The organism is Gemmata obscuriglobus, assembly GCF_008065095.1.
GTDB lineage: Bacteria > Planctomycetota > Planctomycetia > Gemmatales > Gemmataceae > Gemmata > Gemmata obscuriglobus.
Genome location: NZ_CP042911.1, coordinates 2,648,110 through 2,665,254 on the forward strand (window position 1 = coordinate 2,648,110; position 17,145 = coordinate 2,665,254).

The following is a 17,145-nucleotide window of genomic DNA, read 5'->3' on the forward strand; positions in this document are numbered from 1 at the left end:
TTTTCGTGAAGAAATGCGATCACTTCCCCGTAGTAGAATCGCGGTGCGGCCGGACCGGTCACTCGTCCATCTGAAGCGATTGAAGTCCGCCGGCCGCCGCAGGAAATTGCTGTACAAGCTGTGTAAGAACGTTATTCTGGATTACGCTGCTGCCGCGATCGTTGGCCAGCGCCGGAACCGGGACTGGTCGGAGCGATCCCAGTCGTTTCAAGTTCGCACCTCGGACCGGTGTGTTAGTTCGGATTGTGGTCCGCTCACGCCGCGAGCGGTCCATCGGCGCCTCGGATGCGCGTGTCGCACAACGACGGAGCGAATGACACCGACACCGGGAGCGGTTCGGTTACGCGAAGCGACCGCTCACGGCCGGAGCGGACCACACCCCAGGCCCGAACCACGCGCGAACTTGAAACGACTGGACTCGCCGGACGCGGCAAGGAGTGGTGACGCCCCGGGGGCGATTTGGCACGCGAAATGCCACCGATTCAGGCGCTCACGCTCCGCCCAGTTACCGCCCAGAGCGAACGATGTCCCAGTCGCCCGATGTGTCCGACGATTCCTCCGTCGAGGCTGAGCGCCAGCTCGGCCTCGCCCGCCAGCGTCTTGCCGCGCACGTCGAAAACACCCCTCTGATCGTCATCGAGTGGGACCACGAGAGCCGGGTGTGCAGTTGGAACGCGCAGGCCGAGCGCGTGTTCGGGTGGTCGGCCGCGGAGGTGCTGGGTAAGCGCCCGTTCGACTGGCCGTTCCTCCACGAAAGCGCCACCGCAGCGGTCGAGCAGATGGTGGCCGACGCGGCGGCCGGGAGACAACCGCGGAGCGTCACCGTCAGCCCGAACTACACCAAGGCAGGCAAGGTCGTTTGGTGCGAGTGGCACAGCTCGATCTTTTACGACGGCGACGGGCGGATGGTCTCGTCCCTCTCGCTCGCGCTCGACGTGACCCCGTACCGCACCACGGCAACGGCCCTCGAGCGCAGCCAGGCCCGGCTCCGCGCCGCGCTGGACGGCGCGCGGATGCTGGCCTGGGACCTCGACCTGCTCACGAACCGGTGGGAAACGACCGTCGACGTGGCCGACTTTTACGGGCTGCCCCGCGGCCCGGACTATTCGGACCCGCAGTTCGCGCTCCGGGCGGTTCACCCGGACGACGTGCCGGCGGTGCTGGCCGGCCGGCAGCACGCCATCGACACCGGCGCCCCGCTGCGGTACGAGTTCCGCGGCCGCGTCCCGGCCCCGGACGGCGGCCCGCGGTGGTTCGCCACCCACGGCGCGGTGCTCTACGACGGCACCGGGCGGCCGGAGCGGATCGTCGCGGTGACCAGCGACGTCACCGAGCGGAAGCGGTCCGAGGAGCAGCGCGAGGCCCTCAACCGGCAGCTCCGCGACGCGGCCAAGTGGGAGAGCCTGGGGGTGCTCGCCGGGGGCGTGGCCCACGACTTCAACAACATCCTCACGGTCGTGCTCGGCAGCGCGAACCTGGCCCGGCGCGGCCTGCCGCCGAACTCCTCGACCGTCGCGTACCTGGATCAGATCGAGCAGTCGTGCCGCCGGGCGGCCGAGGTGTGCCGGCAGATGCTGGCGTACTCGGGCCGCAACCACGGCGGGGCCGCGCGGATCGACCTGACGCCGCTGGTGCGCGAGGCCGCTCCGCTGCTGGCCGGGCCGGAGGGCGCGGCCCCGGTCCGGTACGAGCTGGACGACGCGCTGCCGCTCGCGCCCGCCGACGCGACGCAGGTGCGCCAGGTGCTGATGAACCTCGTCGCCAACGCGGTGGAGGCGCTCGACGCCGGCGCGGGCGCGGTCGTCGTGCGCACGTCGGCTGAGGAGGTGCCCCCGGGCGTGCCGGACGGCCTGTTCCACCTCGCGCCGGTCCCGGGGCGGTACGTGTGCCTGACGGTCGAAGACACCGGGCACGGCATGTCGCCCGAGGTGCGGGCCAAGATGTTCGACCCGTTCTACTCGACCAAGTTCACGGGGCGCGGGCTGGGCCTGGCGGCGGTGCTGGGCACCGTCCGCGCGCACCGGGGCGGCATCCGGGTCGAGAGCGCGCCGGGGGCGGGCACCACCGTGACCGTGTACTGGCCCGCGCCGGCGGAGCAGCTCGCGGCCCCGCCCCCGGCGGTCGTACCCGCCGTTGCCAACGTCGCACTGGTGATCGACGACGAACTGTTCGTCCGCGAGGTGACGGCGTCGATTCTGGAGGAGCTCGGGTTCGCCCCGGTGCTGGCCGCGGACGGGGCGTCGGGGGTCGAGCTGTTCCACCGCAACCGCGAGGCGATCAAGGTGGCCGTGATCGACGTGGTGATGCCGGGGATGACCGGCGACCAGGTGCTCAAAACGCTCCGGCTGTTCGCCCCGGGGCTCCCGGTCCTGCTGGTGAGCGGTTTCACGGACAGCCGGATCATGACGGCCGACCTGGGCGCGCGCACCGAGTTCCTCCAGAAGCCCTTCCACCCCGAAGACCTGATGAACGCCGTGCGCCGGCTCGCACAGAAGTAGCACCGACTTGGTGTGATCGTGCGGCCGTCATTATTACTACGGTACTCCTGGCGCGGGTGCCGTTGCCGTACCCGGCGGCAGTCACGATCTGATGTACCGGCCCTGGCAACAGGGCCGGTCCCGACGCGGGACGAGACGGTCCGGTAGGGCCGGCGGAACAACGCGCCGCGGGTGCTGGCGGCGTTGCGGGGCCGTGCCCCATGCGCCCCGCGGAACACCGCCCGCGCAGGCCGAAACGGTCGGAGGCGTGAGCGGTTCGCCGCTCACGCCTCCGACCGCACCGCCGCGCGTGTTGCTTACAGGCCGCCCGACATTTACGGCAGCGTCGGCGGAATCGTGGGCGGTTGCGGGGTAGTCACTCCGCCGGTCGCGGGCGGGGTCGGCAGCGCCGGCGGGCTCCAAACCGGGTCGCTCGACTTCTTCGTTTCGGGCGGCAGTGTCGCCCGGGCGTCCGAGCGGAACGATTCGCCCGCGGCGCCGGCGGTGCCCGCAGGGGGCGTGGCGCCCGGCGCCGGCGCGTCCGTCGCGCTGCGGTACGGCGGCGGTTCGGGAACCAGCGCGCGGCCCTCGGAGCGGAAGTACCCGTCCGGGTTGCTCGTGGCCCCCCCGCCGGCCGGCGGGGTGAACCCGGACCCGACCGAGCGGCTGCCCGGGGGCAGCGGCGGGAGCGTGGCCCGGCCGTTCGGCTGGAACTCGGCCCCGGAGCCGGTCCCGAAGGTCGGGAGCGGGCGCGGCTGCCCCACCGGGCCGGCCCCCAGCGGCCCGGCGCCCGGCTGCACCCGGCCCCCGGGCGGGGTGTCCGAGCCCGGCCGCGTCGGGACCGCGTCGTCCGTCTTCGGCAGCTCCATCGGCAGCGGGTCCCGCTTCTCCGCGAACGGCGGCAACTGGAGCAGCGAGGTGGTGCCGCCCGCCGGGGCGATCGGGTGCCCGCCGACCGCCGTCCCGCCCGGCGGGGGCGCTTGCTCCCGCAGCTTCAGCGCCGCCTCGGTGCGTTCGCGGATGTGGTCCGCGGCCCGCTTCGACACCCACGGCGGCAGCGCCCCCTCGCTGACCGACACGCGGTTGTACTGCTGGATGGTCCCCTTCGCGTACTCGAACTGGGCCAGCGCGATGTTGTAGTTCGCGATCGCCTGCGTTTCGGCCGCGACGGCCAGAGCGAGCTGCTGCTGCACGGTCAGGTCGTTGAGGAACTCGTTCGGGTCCGGGCCGCCGATGTCCACGGCCGCGCGGGCCCGGGCGACGTACTTCTGGTTCGCCTCCCGCTCGGCCCTGCGCGGCGCGATCACGGCGTGCAGCTCGTTCACCCGCCGGTACTGGAGGGTCAGGTTCTCGATCGCCCGCAGCTCCTCGTTGCGGAGCTGGAGGTAGCTCTTTTCCATGTTCAACTGGGCCTGCCGCACCAGGGCGTTGGCGTCGCGGAACCCGATCGGCATGTCGAGCCGCACGCCCAGGGTCCAGCTGTTGAACCGGTTGTCGATGAAGTTGCCGAACGCGTTCCCGGGGCTGGCGCCGGTGGGGCCGAAGTCCTCGGCGCGGCCGTCCAGGCGGGTACCCAGGCCGGCCATGTCGTACTGCGCGAACCCGCGCAGGTCGGGCCGCCGGAGCTGCTTCTGGAGCAGCAGGTCGAGCTGCCGGAACTTCACGTCCTGGCGGGCGATCAGCAGCTCCGGCCGGTACGCGATGGCGTCGTTGGCGGCCTCGTGGAAGTCCGGCTGGTACGGGGCCAGGTTGGGCTCGTCGATGGGCACCAGCCGCACCCCGTCGTCGCTGCGCAGCCCGATCAGGCCGCGGAGCTGCCGCTCGCTCTCGAGCACCTGCCCGCGGGTCTGGTACACGCCCGCCCGGAACCGCTCGAACTGGGCCTGGACCTGGTCCAGCCGCTGCGGCTTCAGCGCCCCGGCGTCCACCCGCAGCTTGGTGTAGCGGTAGGCCTCGAACGCCTGCCGCAGGCCCTCCTCCTGGGCGTACAGGTTGTAGTAGCTGGCGTAGAGGTTCCAGTACGCCGCCTCCACGTTCAGCAGCATGGTGTTCACCAGCTGGTCGAACGTGGCCCGCTGCTGGTCCATCCGGATGCGGGTGATGAGGATGCCCTCGGTGCCCTGCCCGGTGGACTGCAGCCCGGTAATCAGCAAGCTCCCCGGGTGGGTCGGGCTGAGCTGGTTCACCTCGACCCCGAACAGCCGCAGCAGCGGCTGCTCGACGGTGAGCTGCACCCGCGGGGTGTAGTTCGGGTTCACCAGTTGGGTCTGGGTTGTGGCCTGCTGCGAGAACTTGGAGTAGTCGGTGCTGAACGTGATCCCGGCGACGCCGCCGGTGGGCAGCGGCTTGGCCAGGGTGCTGCTGAAGCTCGCCGCGTCACGGGACTGCTGGAACGACAGGAACTGGGCCGCCACCGGCTGGTCGATCTTCTGCCACTGCATCGAGGTGATCCAGCGGGCGTCGAACTTGCTCAGCGAGCGCTCGATCTCCGCGGCCGCGATGGCCGGGTCGATGGCGAACGAGCGGATCGCGTCGGACCCGCCCACGCCGCGGCCGGAGAACTGCTGCAGCGAGTCGTTCTTGAACCCGGGGTTGTTGGGAGACTGGCTGCCCACGCTCCCCTGCTCCATCGCCAGCGCGATGCACTCGGACAGCTTCATCATGCGCGGCGGGCGCACGAAGTCGGTCACGGTGTTGACCGGGCCGCCGAGCTTGTCCACCTGGCCCGGCGCGATCGTGCCGTGCGGGTTCGCCTCCAGCGACTTGGGCAGAGCGACCTGGGCGGCGTCCTTGTAGTCGGCCGGATCCATGAAGAGCTGCTGCTTACACCCACCGGCGGCGGAGATCGTCAGCACCCCGGCGAGCGCTCGCTTGAACCAACGGCTCCGGCTCATGTGTTTTCCCCGCTCCCACCCTGATCCGCCACAGCCCGCTCCGGTCCCTCCGCCCGCGGTGCGAGCGGCCCGAGTCGATCCGGAGGTGCCTTCAACGAACCAATCGACGGGTCGCGCGGAAGTATTTAGCTAGTTTGTCGGTCGAATCGGAAATTTCTTTGTTTTCGTTCAAGTTCCGGGCAAGCGCCGCGAGGTGGGCAGGTTCCGCGAGCGCGGCAGCCCTGGCGCTCCGGTGCGGCGGGCAAGAGTAGGGAACCGTACGCTTGAGGCGCCGGCCCGTTCGCGATAGGCTGAGCGGAGTCGTCAACGAGTCCCGCACCGAGGAGGTCACCATGGACCAACCCGCCACCCCGGAACAGAAGCAGGCCCGGATGACCGAGTTCCTGCGGTTACTGCCCCTCACGCTAGAACTGGCGGGGTTGCCCAAGGCGGACCCGGCCCGGCCATTCTCGGGGGATCAGATTGAGGGGCGGGTGATGAGCCTCCGGACCGCGTACAAAGCCGCCCGCGCGCTGATCCGAGAAGTGGGAGACGGGATTTAGAAACGCGGAGCGCGGAACTCGGAGTGCGGAATAAAGACAGTCGGACGTCGTTGTCGGCCGGTGTTCTTTGTTCTTCCGTTCCGCACTCCGAATTCCACATTTCTCCCGTCAGTCGTCCAGCGCCGTGTCCTCCTGGACCGGCGGGCCGGCGACGCGACCGGCAATCGCGGTCGCGGTCGCGAACGAGCGGCAGAACGCCATTGTGAGCAGCACCTGGTTAACCCCGCGGGCGGCCTGAAGTTCCCCGACCGCCCCGATCACCACGGCGCGGGGCGTCTGCCCGGGCTCGCACAGCACCTCCACATCGGTCCAGCTCATCCCCCGCTTCCAGGTGGTGCCGAGCGCGCGGAGCACCGCCTCCTTCGCCGCCCACAGCGCCGCGAACTGCTCGGTGGTCTGCCGGCGCGAGTGACAGAACCGCACCTCGCGGTCCGTGTACACTTGCCGCAGGAACGCGTCAGCGTGCTCGTCAAGTAGTTGCCGCACCCGGGCGCATTCCAGCACCTGGGTGCCGAGTCCGAGTATTTCCATCCCCCCCCCAGGCTGAGCTTCGCACCGTCCGCGGGAGTCGGTAAAATCCGCGGGACGAGCCCCGCCCCGTCCGGGTCCCGATCGGGACCGGACGGGGTAGGTCTCTTTGTACTCACCGAAGGATTCGCCATGTCCGACGACGCCGACCTGCTCGCCGATTTGACCCCCGACCAGCGGGCGGCGGTGATGCACGGCGAGGGGCCGCTGTTGATCCTGGCGGGGGCCGGCAGCGGCAAGACCCGCGTCATCACCCGCCGGGTCGCGTACCTGCTGCGGGCGGGCGTGCGCGCCCACAACATCCTGGCGATCACGTTCACGAACAAAGCCGCCGGTGAGATGAAGAACCGTGTGGAGAAGCTCGCGCCCGGCAACCGGGTGTGGGTGAGCACGTTCCACAGCCTCGGCGCCCGGCTCCTGCGCCAGTACGCCGAGCGGCTCGGGTTCGACCGCAACTTCACCATCTACGACACCGACGACCGCAACAAGCTCGTCAAGGACGCGCTGGAGGCGGCCGGCATCGACAACGTGAAGTTCACCCCGGAGCGCATCGCCGGCGCCATCAGTAAGGCAAAGAACCAGCTCGTCACCCCGCCGCAGTACGAGCGCACCGCCACCGACTTCTTCCAGAAGACCGTGGCCGCCGTGTACCCGCGGTACGAGAAGCGGCTCCGCAGCGCCAACGCGATGGACTTCGACGACCTGTTGTACCTGCCCGCGATGGCGCTCAAGCAGAACGAGGAGCTGCGCGCCGAACTGGACTCGCGGTTCCGATACATCATGATCGACGAGTACCAGGACACGAACTCCGCGCAGTACCAGATCGTCAAGCAGCTGAGCATTAACAACCCGAACGTCTGCGTGGTGGGGGACCCCGACCAGAGCATTTACAAGTGGCGCGGCTCGGACATCAAAATCATCCTCGACTTCGAGCGCGACTTCCCGAACGCGCGCACCATCACGCTCGCGCAGAACTACCGCAGCACGAAATCCATCATCCGCGCCGCCAGCGTGCTGATCGACCACAACAAGCAGCGCAAGAAAAAGGACCTGGTCACCGACAACCCGCAGGGCGAGCCGGTCAACGTCATCACGTTCGACAACGGCCTGGACGAGGCCGAGGGCGTCGTGGTGCGGATCAAGGAGGCCGTGAAGGCCGGCACGTTCAAGTACCGCGACCACGCCATCTTCATGCGCATCAACGCGCTCACGCGGTCGCTCGAGTCCGCGTTCGTGAAGCACGGCGTCCCGTTCCAGATCGTAAAGGGGCTGGCGTTCTTCGAGCGCAAGGAGAACCGCGACGTGCTCGCGTACCTGCGGCTGCTGACCAACCCGCACGACGGCGTGAGCTTCCTGCGCGTGGTGAACGCGCCGGCCCGGGGCATCGGTAAGGTGTCGCTCGACAAGCTGCAATCGTTCGCCGCGAGCCAAGAAATCGGGCTCCTCGCCGCCGCTGGGCAGATCGCCAAGATCACCGAGATCAAAGGTAAAGCAGCGACAGGGCTGCGGGACTTCCACCGGCTCATGACCGACCTTCGCTCTAAGATGGACCAGCCCCCGCACGAACTGGTGCGCCTCGTGCTGGACAAGTCGGGCTACGAGGCGATGCTCCGCGACTCGACCGACGAGGAGGACGCGGACCGGCTCGCGAACGTGTCCGAACTCGTCACCGCCGCGAAGCAGTTCTGGGACGAGGACAACTCGCGCACGATCACCGACTTCTTGGAACAGATCACGCTCGCGTCCGACACGGACGGCTGGGACGAGCAGGCCGATCACGTGTCCGTGATGACGCTGCACGCGTCAAAGGGGCTGGAGTTCCCGGCGGTGTACATCCTCGCGGTGGAACAGGGGCTCCTGCCGCACGAGCGCAGCCTGGCGAACGACGAGGAGATCGAGGAGGAGCGGCGGCTGTGCTTCGTGGGCATGACCCGCGCCATGAAGGAGCTGTACCTGTGCCACGCGCGGATGCGCGAGTTCCGGGGCCAGCTCAACTACTGCATCGTGAGCCAGTTCATCCAGGAGCTGCCGCGCGACGTGCGGTTCATCGACCCGTCGATGGCGCGGAACGTGGCCCGCACCGCGGCCGACGAATGGCGCGTCAAATCGAGCGCCGCGGCCAAGGACTGGGCGGACACCGGGCTGCGGCCACTCATCCCGCCTGCGTCACGAAAACCGAACCCGGGGCTGAAGCCGACCATCCCCGACGCGCCCGATACCGGTTTGGCCGTCGGGGTACTGGTTCAACACGAGGAGTTCGGAATCGGCAACGTGGCGGAGGTGTCCGGGTTCGGGGCCCTGCGCAAGGTGCGCGTGCGGTTCGCCGCCCACGGGGTGAAGCTGTTCGTCGGCGACAAGATCAAACTGAAGGTGATAGTCCGCAAGAAGGCGGAGGAATGAGACCACCGCTAGCCCTGCCTGCTGACGCGGGGCTCGCGGCGCCCGCCGCCCCTTCGCTGCGCGTGGCCGTTGGGGCATCTCGCGTCCGCTCGCATGTAAGCCCGTTACCATCGGGCCGGTAGTCCCTACACTTCCCTCGACCGCCCACATCAACCGCGGTCGCGAAGGAGCCGGCCAGAGTGGCCGGCGAACGTCCCGTTCTTTCACGCGGAGAAACCGACCCATGCCGAAGAGCCTCGTCGCCGTCGCGCTGCTCGCAGCCCTCAGCGTCACCGCGGCCGCCGCGGACACCAAGTACGCCCTCACCGGCGAGAACACGAAGGTCACGTTCGTCGGCAAGAAGCCGGACGGCAAGCACACCGGCGGTTTCGGCAAGGTGTCGGGCACCGCAACGGTTACCGACGGCGACCCGAGCAAGCTGGCCGTGACCGTGGACATCGAAACGGAGTCACTCTACTCCGACGACGCGAAGCTCACCGGGCACCTCCGGAACGCCGACTTCTTCGACGTGAAGAACCAGCCGAAGGCCACGTTCAAGTCGACCAAGGTTGAAAAGACCGCGGCCGGCTACACCGTGACCGGCGACCTCACCCTGCTCGGCAAGACGAAGCCGGTGAGCTTCCCGGCCACCATCACCGAGAAGGACGGCAAGTTGGAGGTGAGCGCGGAGTTCGCCATCGACCGCACCCAGTGGGGCATGAACTACGGCAAGGGCAAGATCGACGACAAGGTCGACCTGGGCATCAAGGTCGAAGCCAAGAAGTGACCCGGTTCGCCGCCGGGCGCCGTTTTGTGAAACGGCGCCCGACGTGACGGCGATCGGTCCGTGCGCCTCAAGCGCAACCCTTACAGTACGCACACAGTCTCTCAACAACTCGACGCCGCACCACACGAAATAGCAGGCAACACCCCGCGCGCCACCAACGGTGGCAGCACTCGGGCGCCGCGCGCCCGGGCACCTAAACATCAACACGACCTATGCCCCCGCCCCCACCGATCAAAGACGTTCTCGACGCGATGTCACTCTGCGTACTGCCGTGCGCCGGTGCGGCGGCGGTCGTGATGTGCGCGTTCCTGGTTGTGGGACGGTGGCGGGCGGCCGCGCTCGGCTCGGCGGTCGCGGTGGTGTTCGCCTTTATGGGCGGGAACTTCACGCTCGCGAATCTCAACACCGAGCAGCCGGCGCCGACCTGGGAGAACACGTCGCGCCTTCTGCCCTGGCAGCCGGGTGCGGAGGCGCCGGGCTACCAGTGGCTCGCACGGGCCGCACTTGTGCTCGTCGTGACCGGCTTGCTCACACGCTGGCTCGGGCTGGCGCTGGGGCGTGTGCTACCGGAGCGGGTGTGGTGGCTCGCGAACGTGGCGGTGTGGTGGCCCCGGCTGTGGGCCATCGGCATCGTCAGCGGGTGGCTCGTACTCGGCAACGCCGCAGCGGACCCGCAGTGGGCCGGGTTACGGTGGCAGCTCGCCGGCGCCGCGGCGCTCGTGTGGCTGGTCCTCGACGGGGTCGCCCGCGGCGGCGCGAGCGGCGAACTCTCCGCTCAACTCGCGGCGGTGTTCTTCGCGGGCTCGGCGGTGCTGCTGTATTCGCACAACGCGAAGTTCATGGAACTGGCGGTGATACTTGGTTCCGCGATGTTCGGAATCGCGGCGGCAGTGCTCACGAGACAACACCTCGACGACGCGCCGAAGGCGCTGGCGAGCGGCGCGGTCCCCGCGGCGGCGCTCTTCCTGCCCGGGCTGCTGCTCGGTACGCGACCGTCGCACGCGGAGAACAAAGTGCCCGACCTGTCGTTCTGGCTCATCGCGCTCGCGCCGCTGGTGCTCGCGCCGTTCCTGATTCCGCGGGTGAGCCGCCAGAACCGGTGGGTGCTGATCGTCCTGCGGACGCTGCTGATTCTCGCACCGCTCGTGATCGCGGTCGTACTCGCCGGGCAGCACGAAAAGTTCCCATACGAGGAAGAGCCGGAGTGGTAACCGGCCCTCCCCCTTCCGGAACTGGGCTTATGCAACGTCCTTCGTGAACGGCTTCGGCTTCTCCACGATCTGAATCGGGCGCCCGGTCGGGGTCTCGTTCTTCTTCGTGTGATCGATGCCGAGCAGTTCGCACACCGTCGCCAGGAAGTCCTGCGCCGTGGTCGGCCGGTCCTCGACGCTGGCCCCTTCCTTGTCGGTCTTACCGAGCACCTGACCGCCCTTAAGCCCGCCGCCGAACATCGCCAGACTCCACGCCCGCGGGAAGTGGTCGCGGCCCGGCTTCGCGCCGCGGGTGTTGATGTTCGGGGTGCGGCCGAACTCGCCCATCCACACGATCAGCGTGCTATCCAGCAGTCCCTTCTCCTTCAGGTCGGTCACCAGCGCGGACAGCGCCGAATCGACCTGCCCGGACAGCGACTTCACGCGCTCGAAGTTGTCCTGGTGGGTGTCCCAGCCGCCCAGCGACACCTCCACGAACGGCACGCCCACTTCGACCAGCCGCCGGGCCATCACAACGCCGTCCGCGAACCGGCCCGAGCCGTACTTCCCCTTGGTCCCGTCGCCCGCGATGTCGAACGCCTTCGCCTCTTTCGATTGCATCAGGCGCACGGCGCGTTCGTAGGTGGTTTTGTGATCGGTGATGGAGTCGGCGCTCTGCTCGCGGTGGAACGCCTTCTCCATCTGTTCCAGCAGTCCGGTGCGGTTGCCGAGTTGGGCCGCGGACACGGCCGACTTGAGGTCCTCCACGCCGCGAGCCGGGTCGGTGACCAAAAGCGGCTGGTGTTTCGGCCCGAGGAACCCGGAGCCGTAGCTGCGCCCGCCGATCGCGACGTAGTTCGGCACCGTGTTGTCGGCCTTGCCCATTTCCTGCGAGACGATGGACCCGAGCGACGGGTACACGACCCCGCCCTGTCCCTCGCGGAAGCCGGTGTGCATGTAGTACTTGGCCCGGGGGTGCGCCCCCTCTGGCGTCGTCATCCCGCGCACGACCAGGCCGTGGTTCATCACCTGCGCCACCTTCGGCAGGTGCTCGCTGATCTCCACGCCCGGGGCGGCCGTCTTGATCGGCTTGAACTCGCCGGCGCCCTTGCTGTCGGGCTTCAGGTCCCAGGTGTCCTTGTGGCTCGGGCCGCCGTCCATCCACAGCAGGATGCACGACTTCGCCTTGCCCCGACCACCGGTCGGGGCCGCCTTGGCGAGCAGCGGGAACCAGCCGGACAGCGCGGGGGCGAACACGCCCGACGCGGCCAGCTTCATTACGTCGCGCCGGCTCTTCTCTTGCAGCTTGGTCGAGAACATGGCCGCTCCGGGATGAATGTTGTGTTCGGCGCACCGCCCTTGCGAGCGGGTCGCGTTTATCGCACCAGTGTGAATTCGCTACTGTTGAGCACGGCCCAAAGGATGTCGCCGTAGGCCGTCGGGGTGCCGATGCGGGCGACGTAGGCGTTCAAGTTCTTCACCTCGTCCGAAGTCGGACGGCGCGACAGGCACGCGAGGTAGATCCGCTCGAACGCCTCCTCGGACCGCCCTACCTGTCCGATGACAGCACGCGCCGCGGCCGGGCTGTTCGTAACCGGCGCGTTCATCAGTTTGAGGGCCTGCGGGATGCCGGCCTCGTAGTCGAGCGCGCTGGCCGAGTCCGCCCCGGCGAGGAAGAAGTTCACGAACTGGTCGCGGGCGCCGAGCCGCACGCCCTTTTGCGCGCTTTGCGCCTTCGCGCCCTTCTTGTCCATCACGGCCGCGTTGTTCCCCGTCACCTGGGCCAGCGAGTCGTAAAGCTGCTCGGGCGACATCACCTTGACCGCGGGGTGGCTGTACAGCGCCTGATCGGCCTTGTTGTCCGCGGTGGGTTTGCTCGTGCGCTGGTACGTCTCGCTCAGACAGATCGCCTTGATGAGGTACTTCAGGTCGAACTCGGCGGCGGTCGAAACGTGGTGGGCCAGCGCGTTGAGCAGGTCCGGGTGCGTCGCCTCGTTTTCCGGGAGCATGTCGTCCACCGGGTTCACGAACCCGCGGCCGAACAGGTGCGCCCAGGTGCGGTTCACCAGCGCCTTCGCGAAGAACGGGTTGGTCGAACTCGTCATCCACTTCGCCAGCGCGGGCCGGTACGGGTCCGCGGCGCCCAGCGCCGGTTGCTCGCCGCCGAGGTACCGCGCCGGGACCGTCTTTGCCGACTCCGGGAAGAAGTCCTTCTGCCGGGTCGTCACCCGCCCCTCCTGAACGCCGATCTGGGTGTTGTCGCCGCCCTTGTTCGCGTTCTTCGGGTTGTCCGCCTTCACCTTGCTGTAGAACGCCGCCATCCCCCAGTACTCCGTCTGCTTCCAGGAGGTGAACGGGTGGTTGTGGCACTGCGCGCACTGGAGCTGGATGCCCAGGAAGTGCTGCGACGTGGTGTCGGTGAGCTTGTCCACCGACCGGTTCGCGAGGAAGTACGTGGTCGCCGGGTTGTCGGCGACGGTGCCGGTCGCGGTCACCAGCGCGGCGACCAGTTTGTCCCAACCCGGGTTCGTGTTGAACTGCTCCTCCAGCCACTTGTACAGTGGCTCTTTCAGTACGAACCGGTTCGCGCTGTCGCGGGGGAACAGCTTGGCGGCCCAGATGTCGGCCATCCGGCGGCCGAAGTGCGGGTCGGCGAGCAGTTCGTCGATCAGCCGGGCGCGCTTGTCGGGGCTCGTGTCGTCGAGAAACGTTTTCGCGCGCTCGGCGGTCGGGATCACACCGGCGATGTCGAGCGACACGCGGCGGAGGAACTCGTCGTCGGCACTCCGGGCCGAAGCCACGAGCTTCGACGCCACGAGTCGCTTGTTGATCTCGTCGTCGATCACCCGCGCCAGCGCCGCAGCGTCTTTCGTTTTGGGCGTCGCGACGGTGATAACGACCGGCTTGACCTCGACCGGAACCGCGGGCTTGGCCACGGGAGCCGGCGGCACGGCGGCGGGCGGATCGGCCTTCTTGTTCTTCTTGCCCTTCTTGTTGGCTTTGTCCTGCGCGTCGGCGAGTGTCAAATCACCGGCGAGAGCGACCAGGCCGGCGGTGAGCGCGAACAGTGCCAGCGAGCGAAACCGCATGGGACACCTCCGACGGGGCGAAGCAGCGATACCGGATCAAACCCCCACAAACTGGTGCAAGTTCCGCGCGGATCGAGATAAGACCAACACGAGAGAGACTCGTTCCGGCCGCCGAGTCACCGGCAGTCGTGCGACCCGCGTATCAGGTATTTCCCCACCTGATTTCTCAACATCGGACTACCGGATGTTTCTTCCCGGCCCAAACCCCAACTCTCACGAGGAGCCGGCAGGAGCTTCTCACCCATAAATCCGAACGGGAATCACAACAAGAACCCATCGTAAACAGTATCGGGACAAGCCGTTACACTTTGCCGACGGCGGCCCCGAAGGCGTTCTCTCCTCGCTGCGCGAGTTGCTCCCGAGAGGTAAAAGTCCGTGATTGGAAGGTAGCAGCGCCCCAGCGACCCGGTAGCGAATCGCCAGCCCGAAGCCAGCGAATGTCCCGTCGGCGCTCTATCAGTTGCGACCGGCACGGCGAGGCTGTAACGGGGGTTACAGCGCGCACTCGTTGCGAACAGCGAGAGCATTCGGGTGCTGCCGCGGTCATCATCGGTCGTGAACCCCGCGCCCGGAGGGACGACTCGCAGCGGCCCATACATGACCACACGACCACCTGCGGTGTCGCTTGTGTTGACGAGCCGCGACCGCCAGGGAGCGGGATACGTGGCAACGCTCCCTGGCGGTCGCGGCTCGTTAAGACAGCGGTAGCATTACCGGATACGTGTATCAGGCCGACGGCATCAGATGACGAACAGCGTCTTCGCGTTCCGCGTGGTGTGCTCTTCCAGTTCCGCAACGCTCACGCCCTTCACCTGGGCCAGAAGTGCGGCAGTGTGTGCCACGTGCGCCGGCTCGTTGCGCTTGCCGCGGACCGGTTGCGGGGCGAGGTACGGGCTGTCGGTTTCGACCAGCAATCGGTCGAGCGGCACCTCCTTCGCCACATCCCGAAGGTTCTGGGCACTGGGGTAAGTGACCATCCCGGCAAATGACACGTACAGACCTAATTCGAGGCACGCGCGGGCGGTGTCGATGTCCCCGCTGAACGAGTGCATGACCGCGGCCAGCGGTCCGTTCTGCTCCTGACCGCGGAGCACCTTCACAACGTCCGCTTCGGCCTCCCGGCAGTGGATCACGAACGGCTTGCGCAGCCGCCGGGCCAGTTCGATGTGCCGCGCGAAGTAGTCTTCCTGCACGTGAAACGGTGCCCGGTCCCAGTACCGGTCGAGTCCGGTTTCGCCGATCGCAACGACGCGCGGCTCGCGCTCGGCGAGTTTCACGATCTCGTCCCAATCGCCGGCGCCGGCTTCGGCGGTGTGGTTGGGCTGAATGCCCACCGCCGCGACCACGAGGGGGTACTTGTTCGCGATCTCGACCGACGCGCGCGACGACTCCAGATCGATCCCCAGACACACGATCCGCTCCACGCCGGCCGCCGCGGCGCGGTCCAGCACCGCCGGCAGGTCGTGGCGGAACTTCTCGTCGAACAGGTGCGCGTGCGTGTCGATCAGCATCGGTGTTGGGTGCGTGTGTGAAGGAATGGCGTCTTGTTGTGGAACCGTCCGGTACACGATCCGGTGGGGGGTGGTGTCTGCTTCTTGTGGCACAGACATTCTTGTCTGTGCAGCTTTGCGATCCCGCACCGACAGGAATGTCTGTGCCACAAAAACAAAATCCGAAACAGACGCTCGAACCGAACCGTGAATGCGTTTACTTCACGCCGAACGTCGCGGCAGCGCGAGCGGTTTCGGCCGTCAGCGGGTCCCACACGACGCCGGCCGCGATCAGGGCCGCCACGAGGGCCAGAAGAAGAAGCGCCGCGCCGGGCGGGCACGCCACGGGGGCGACCCCGAGTTCGGGGTCGTCGAGCAGCATGGCCCGAACGACCTTGAGGTAATAGTACGCGCTGAGCGCGGTGTTCACCGCCCCGACGCCCAGGAGCACGAAGAACAGCGTTCCCAGCCCCGGCGGGCCGCTCGCGTGGGTCGCATCCGCTGCGGCGTACACCGCGGCGAACACCTGGAACTTCCCCGCGAACCCCGCGAGTGGCGGCAACCCCAGCAGGCTCGCCAGGAACACCGCGAGCGTAACCGCGAGGATCGGATTCCGACGCACCAGTCCGCGATACGCGCCGAGGTCTTCGCTGCCGGTCGCGTTGCGCACCAGCGCGACCACGCCGAACGCCCCCAGGTTCATCGCCACATACGCGCACAGGTAGTAGAGCACCGCCGCAGCGCCGGCGGAACTTGTCACCGCCAAGGCCATCAGCATGTAGCCCGCGTGCGCGATGGTGGAGTACGCCAGCAGGCGCTTCAGGTTCGTTTGGCCGAACGCGACGAGGTTACCGAACGTCGCGGTGAGCATCGCGACCACCGCGACCATCGCCCCGAGGTGCGCGGGAACCGCCGCGGTGTCCGGCTGTGCGGCGTGGAGCGTGAGCAGCACCCGCCCTACCAGTCCGATGGCAACCGCCTTCGATGCCACCGACAGGAACCCGGCGACTTCGGCGGCGGCGCCCTCGAACACATCGGGGCACCAGAACTGGAACGGCACCGCCGCGAGCTTGAACCCCAACCCGACGGACACGAGCGCCAGACCCGCGAGAACCGGCAAATCCGGCCCGCGCTGGGCGATCCCCGCGGCAACGTCGTGCAGCGTTCCGGTGCCGAACACGCCCGCAAGGAGCGTGAGCCCGTACAGCATCACCCCGCTCGCCGCGGCGCCGTACACAACGTACTTCAGCGCGGCCTCGCTCCCGGTGCGCCGGCCCTTCAGGAACCCGGCCAGTGCGTACCCCGGTAGGCTCGCCATCTCGACCGCGATGAACACCATGAGCAGGTGCCCCGCCGACGCCATCAGCGACATCCCGAGCGTGCCGCCGAGGAGAAGGACGTAAAAGTCGGCCGAATCGTCGCGGTCCGGAATACCGGTGGCGAGCGTGAGGAGCACGGTAACCAGCGCCGCCACCAGTACGATCAAGCGCACGAAGCGGCCCCACGAGTCCGAGAGCAGCATCCCGGCGAAGTACGCCCCGCCCGCAGGCGGTTCGTACACCTGATACCCGCCGGCGAACAGGCTGACCGCGACCGCGATCACCGCCACCCCGCCGAGGTGAACGCGGTCCAGCGCAGGAAGGAGGCGCGCGAGCAGGAGAGCGACGATCCCGACGCACAGGCTCAGTTCGGGCAGGAAGAGCAGCAGGTCGTTTTCCAGCGCGGACTGGAGTTTGACGATGTCGTCGTGCGTGGGGAACATGCCGCGT

Annotated in this window: 11 protein-coding genes; 5 read left to right on the plus strand and 6 right to left on the minus strand. The window is 68.2% G+C overall.

What is annotated here, in order from left to right; genetic code table 11:
* The first annotated feature begins 524 nt into the window (after positions 1-524).
* Positions 525-2,498 (plus strand): PAS domain-containing hybrid sensor histidine kinase/response regulator, encoded by a 1,974-nt coding sequence (locus GobsT_RS10965; RefSeq protein ID WP_010052730.1) that lies wholly within the window; start codon positions 525-527, stop codon positions 2,496-2,498.
* A 314-nt stretch (positions 2,499-2,812) separates the two neighbouring features.
* Here the strand turns inward: GobsT_RS10965 and GobsT_RS10970 are convergent, their stop codons facing one another.
* The gene (locus tag GobsT_RS10970; RefSeq protein ID WP_010047181.1) at positions 2,813-5,371 is read right to left on the minus strand and encodes a TolC family protein; all 2,559 of its coding nucleotides are present in this window, start codon (positions 5,369-5,371) and stop codon (positions 2,813-2,815) included.
* Between the two features lie 332 nt (positions 5,372-5,703).
* Between GobsT_RS10970 and GobsT_RS10975 the strand changes: the two genes are divergently transcribed.
* Positions 5,704-5,913 carry a hypothetical protein gene (locus GobsT_RS10975; RefSeq protein ID WP_029601184.1) on the plus strand — a complete coding sequence of 70 codons (210 nt, stop codon included), beginning with the start codon at positions 5,704-5,706 and terminating at the stop codon, positions 5,911-5,913.
* Positions 5,914-6,021: 108 nt separating this feature from the next.
* On the opposite strand, the gene GobsT_RS10980 is transcribed toward GobsT_RS10975, so the two are convergent.
* Positions 6,022-6,444: a holo-ACP synthase gene (locus GobsT_RS10980; RefSeq protein ID WP_010047186.1), complete on the minus strand. Its 423-nt coding sequence runs from the start codon at positions 6,442-6,444 to the stop codon at positions 6,022-6,024.
* A 129-nt stretch (positions 6,445-6,573) separates the two neighbouring features.
* On the opposite strand from GobsT_RS10980, the gene GobsT_RS10985 reads away from it, so the two are divergent.
* The 3 genes from GobsT_RS10985 to GobsT_RS10995 all read left to right on the plus strand — a co-directional run bounded on the left by GobsT_RS10985 (position 6,574) and on the right by GobsT_RS10995 (position 10,818).
* Complete coding sequence (locus tag GobsT_RS10985) at positions 6,574-8,841, plus strand: ATP-dependent helicase (protein WP_010047189.1); 2,268 nt, start codon at positions 6,574-6,576, stop codon at positions 8,839-8,841.
* A 223-nt stretch (positions 8,842-9,064) separates the two neighbouring features.
* Entirely contained in the window at positions 9,065-9,607 is a 543-nt protein-coding gene (locus GobsT_RS10990) for a YceI family protein (RefSeq protein WP_010047192.1), read from the plus strand.
* Between the two features lie 212 nt (positions 9,608-9,819).
* Entirely contained in the window at positions 9,820-10,818 is a 999-nt protein-coding gene (locus tag GobsT_RS10995; protein WP_010047194.1) for a hypothetical protein, read from the plus strand.
* Positions 10,819-10,845: 27 nt separating this feature from the next.
* On the opposite strand, the gene GobsT_RS11000 is transcribed toward GobsT_RS10995, so the two are convergent.
* The 4 genes from GobsT_RS11000 to GobsT_RS11015 all read right to left on the minus strand — a co-directional run bounded on the left by GobsT_RS11000 (position 10,846) and on the right by GobsT_RS11015 (position 17,138).
* Positions 10,846-12,117, minus strand: a complete 1,272-nt coding sequence (locus GobsT_RS11000) for a DUF1501 domain-containing protein (RefSeq protein ID WP_010047196.1) — start codon at positions 12,115-12,117, stop codon at positions 10,846-10,848.
* A 56-nt stretch (positions 12,118-12,173) separates the two neighbouring features.
* Positions 12,174-13,886 carry a DUF1549 and DUF1553 domain-containing protein gene (locus GobsT_RS11005; RefSeq protein WP_010047198.1) on the minus strand — a complete coding sequence of 571 codons (1,713 nt, stop codon included), beginning with the start codon at positions 13,884-13,886 and terminating at the stop codon, positions 12,174-12,176.
* Between the two features lie 740 nt (positions 13,887-14,626).
* A complete protein-coding gene (locus GobsT_RS11010; RefSeq protein WP_232068345.1) occupies positions 14,627-15,490 on the minus strand; it encodes a TatD family hydrolase in 864 nt (287 codons plus the stop codon).
* A 103-nt stretch (positions 15,491-15,593) separates the two neighbouring features.
* The gene (locus GobsT_RS11015) at positions 15,594-17,138 is read right to left on the minus strand and encodes an NADH-quinone oxidoreductase subunit N (protein ID WP_010034039.1); all 1,545 of its coding nucleotides are present in this window, start codon (positions 17,136-17,138) and stop codon (positions 15,594-15,596) included.
* Positions 17,139-17,145: the final 7 nt, after the last annotated feature.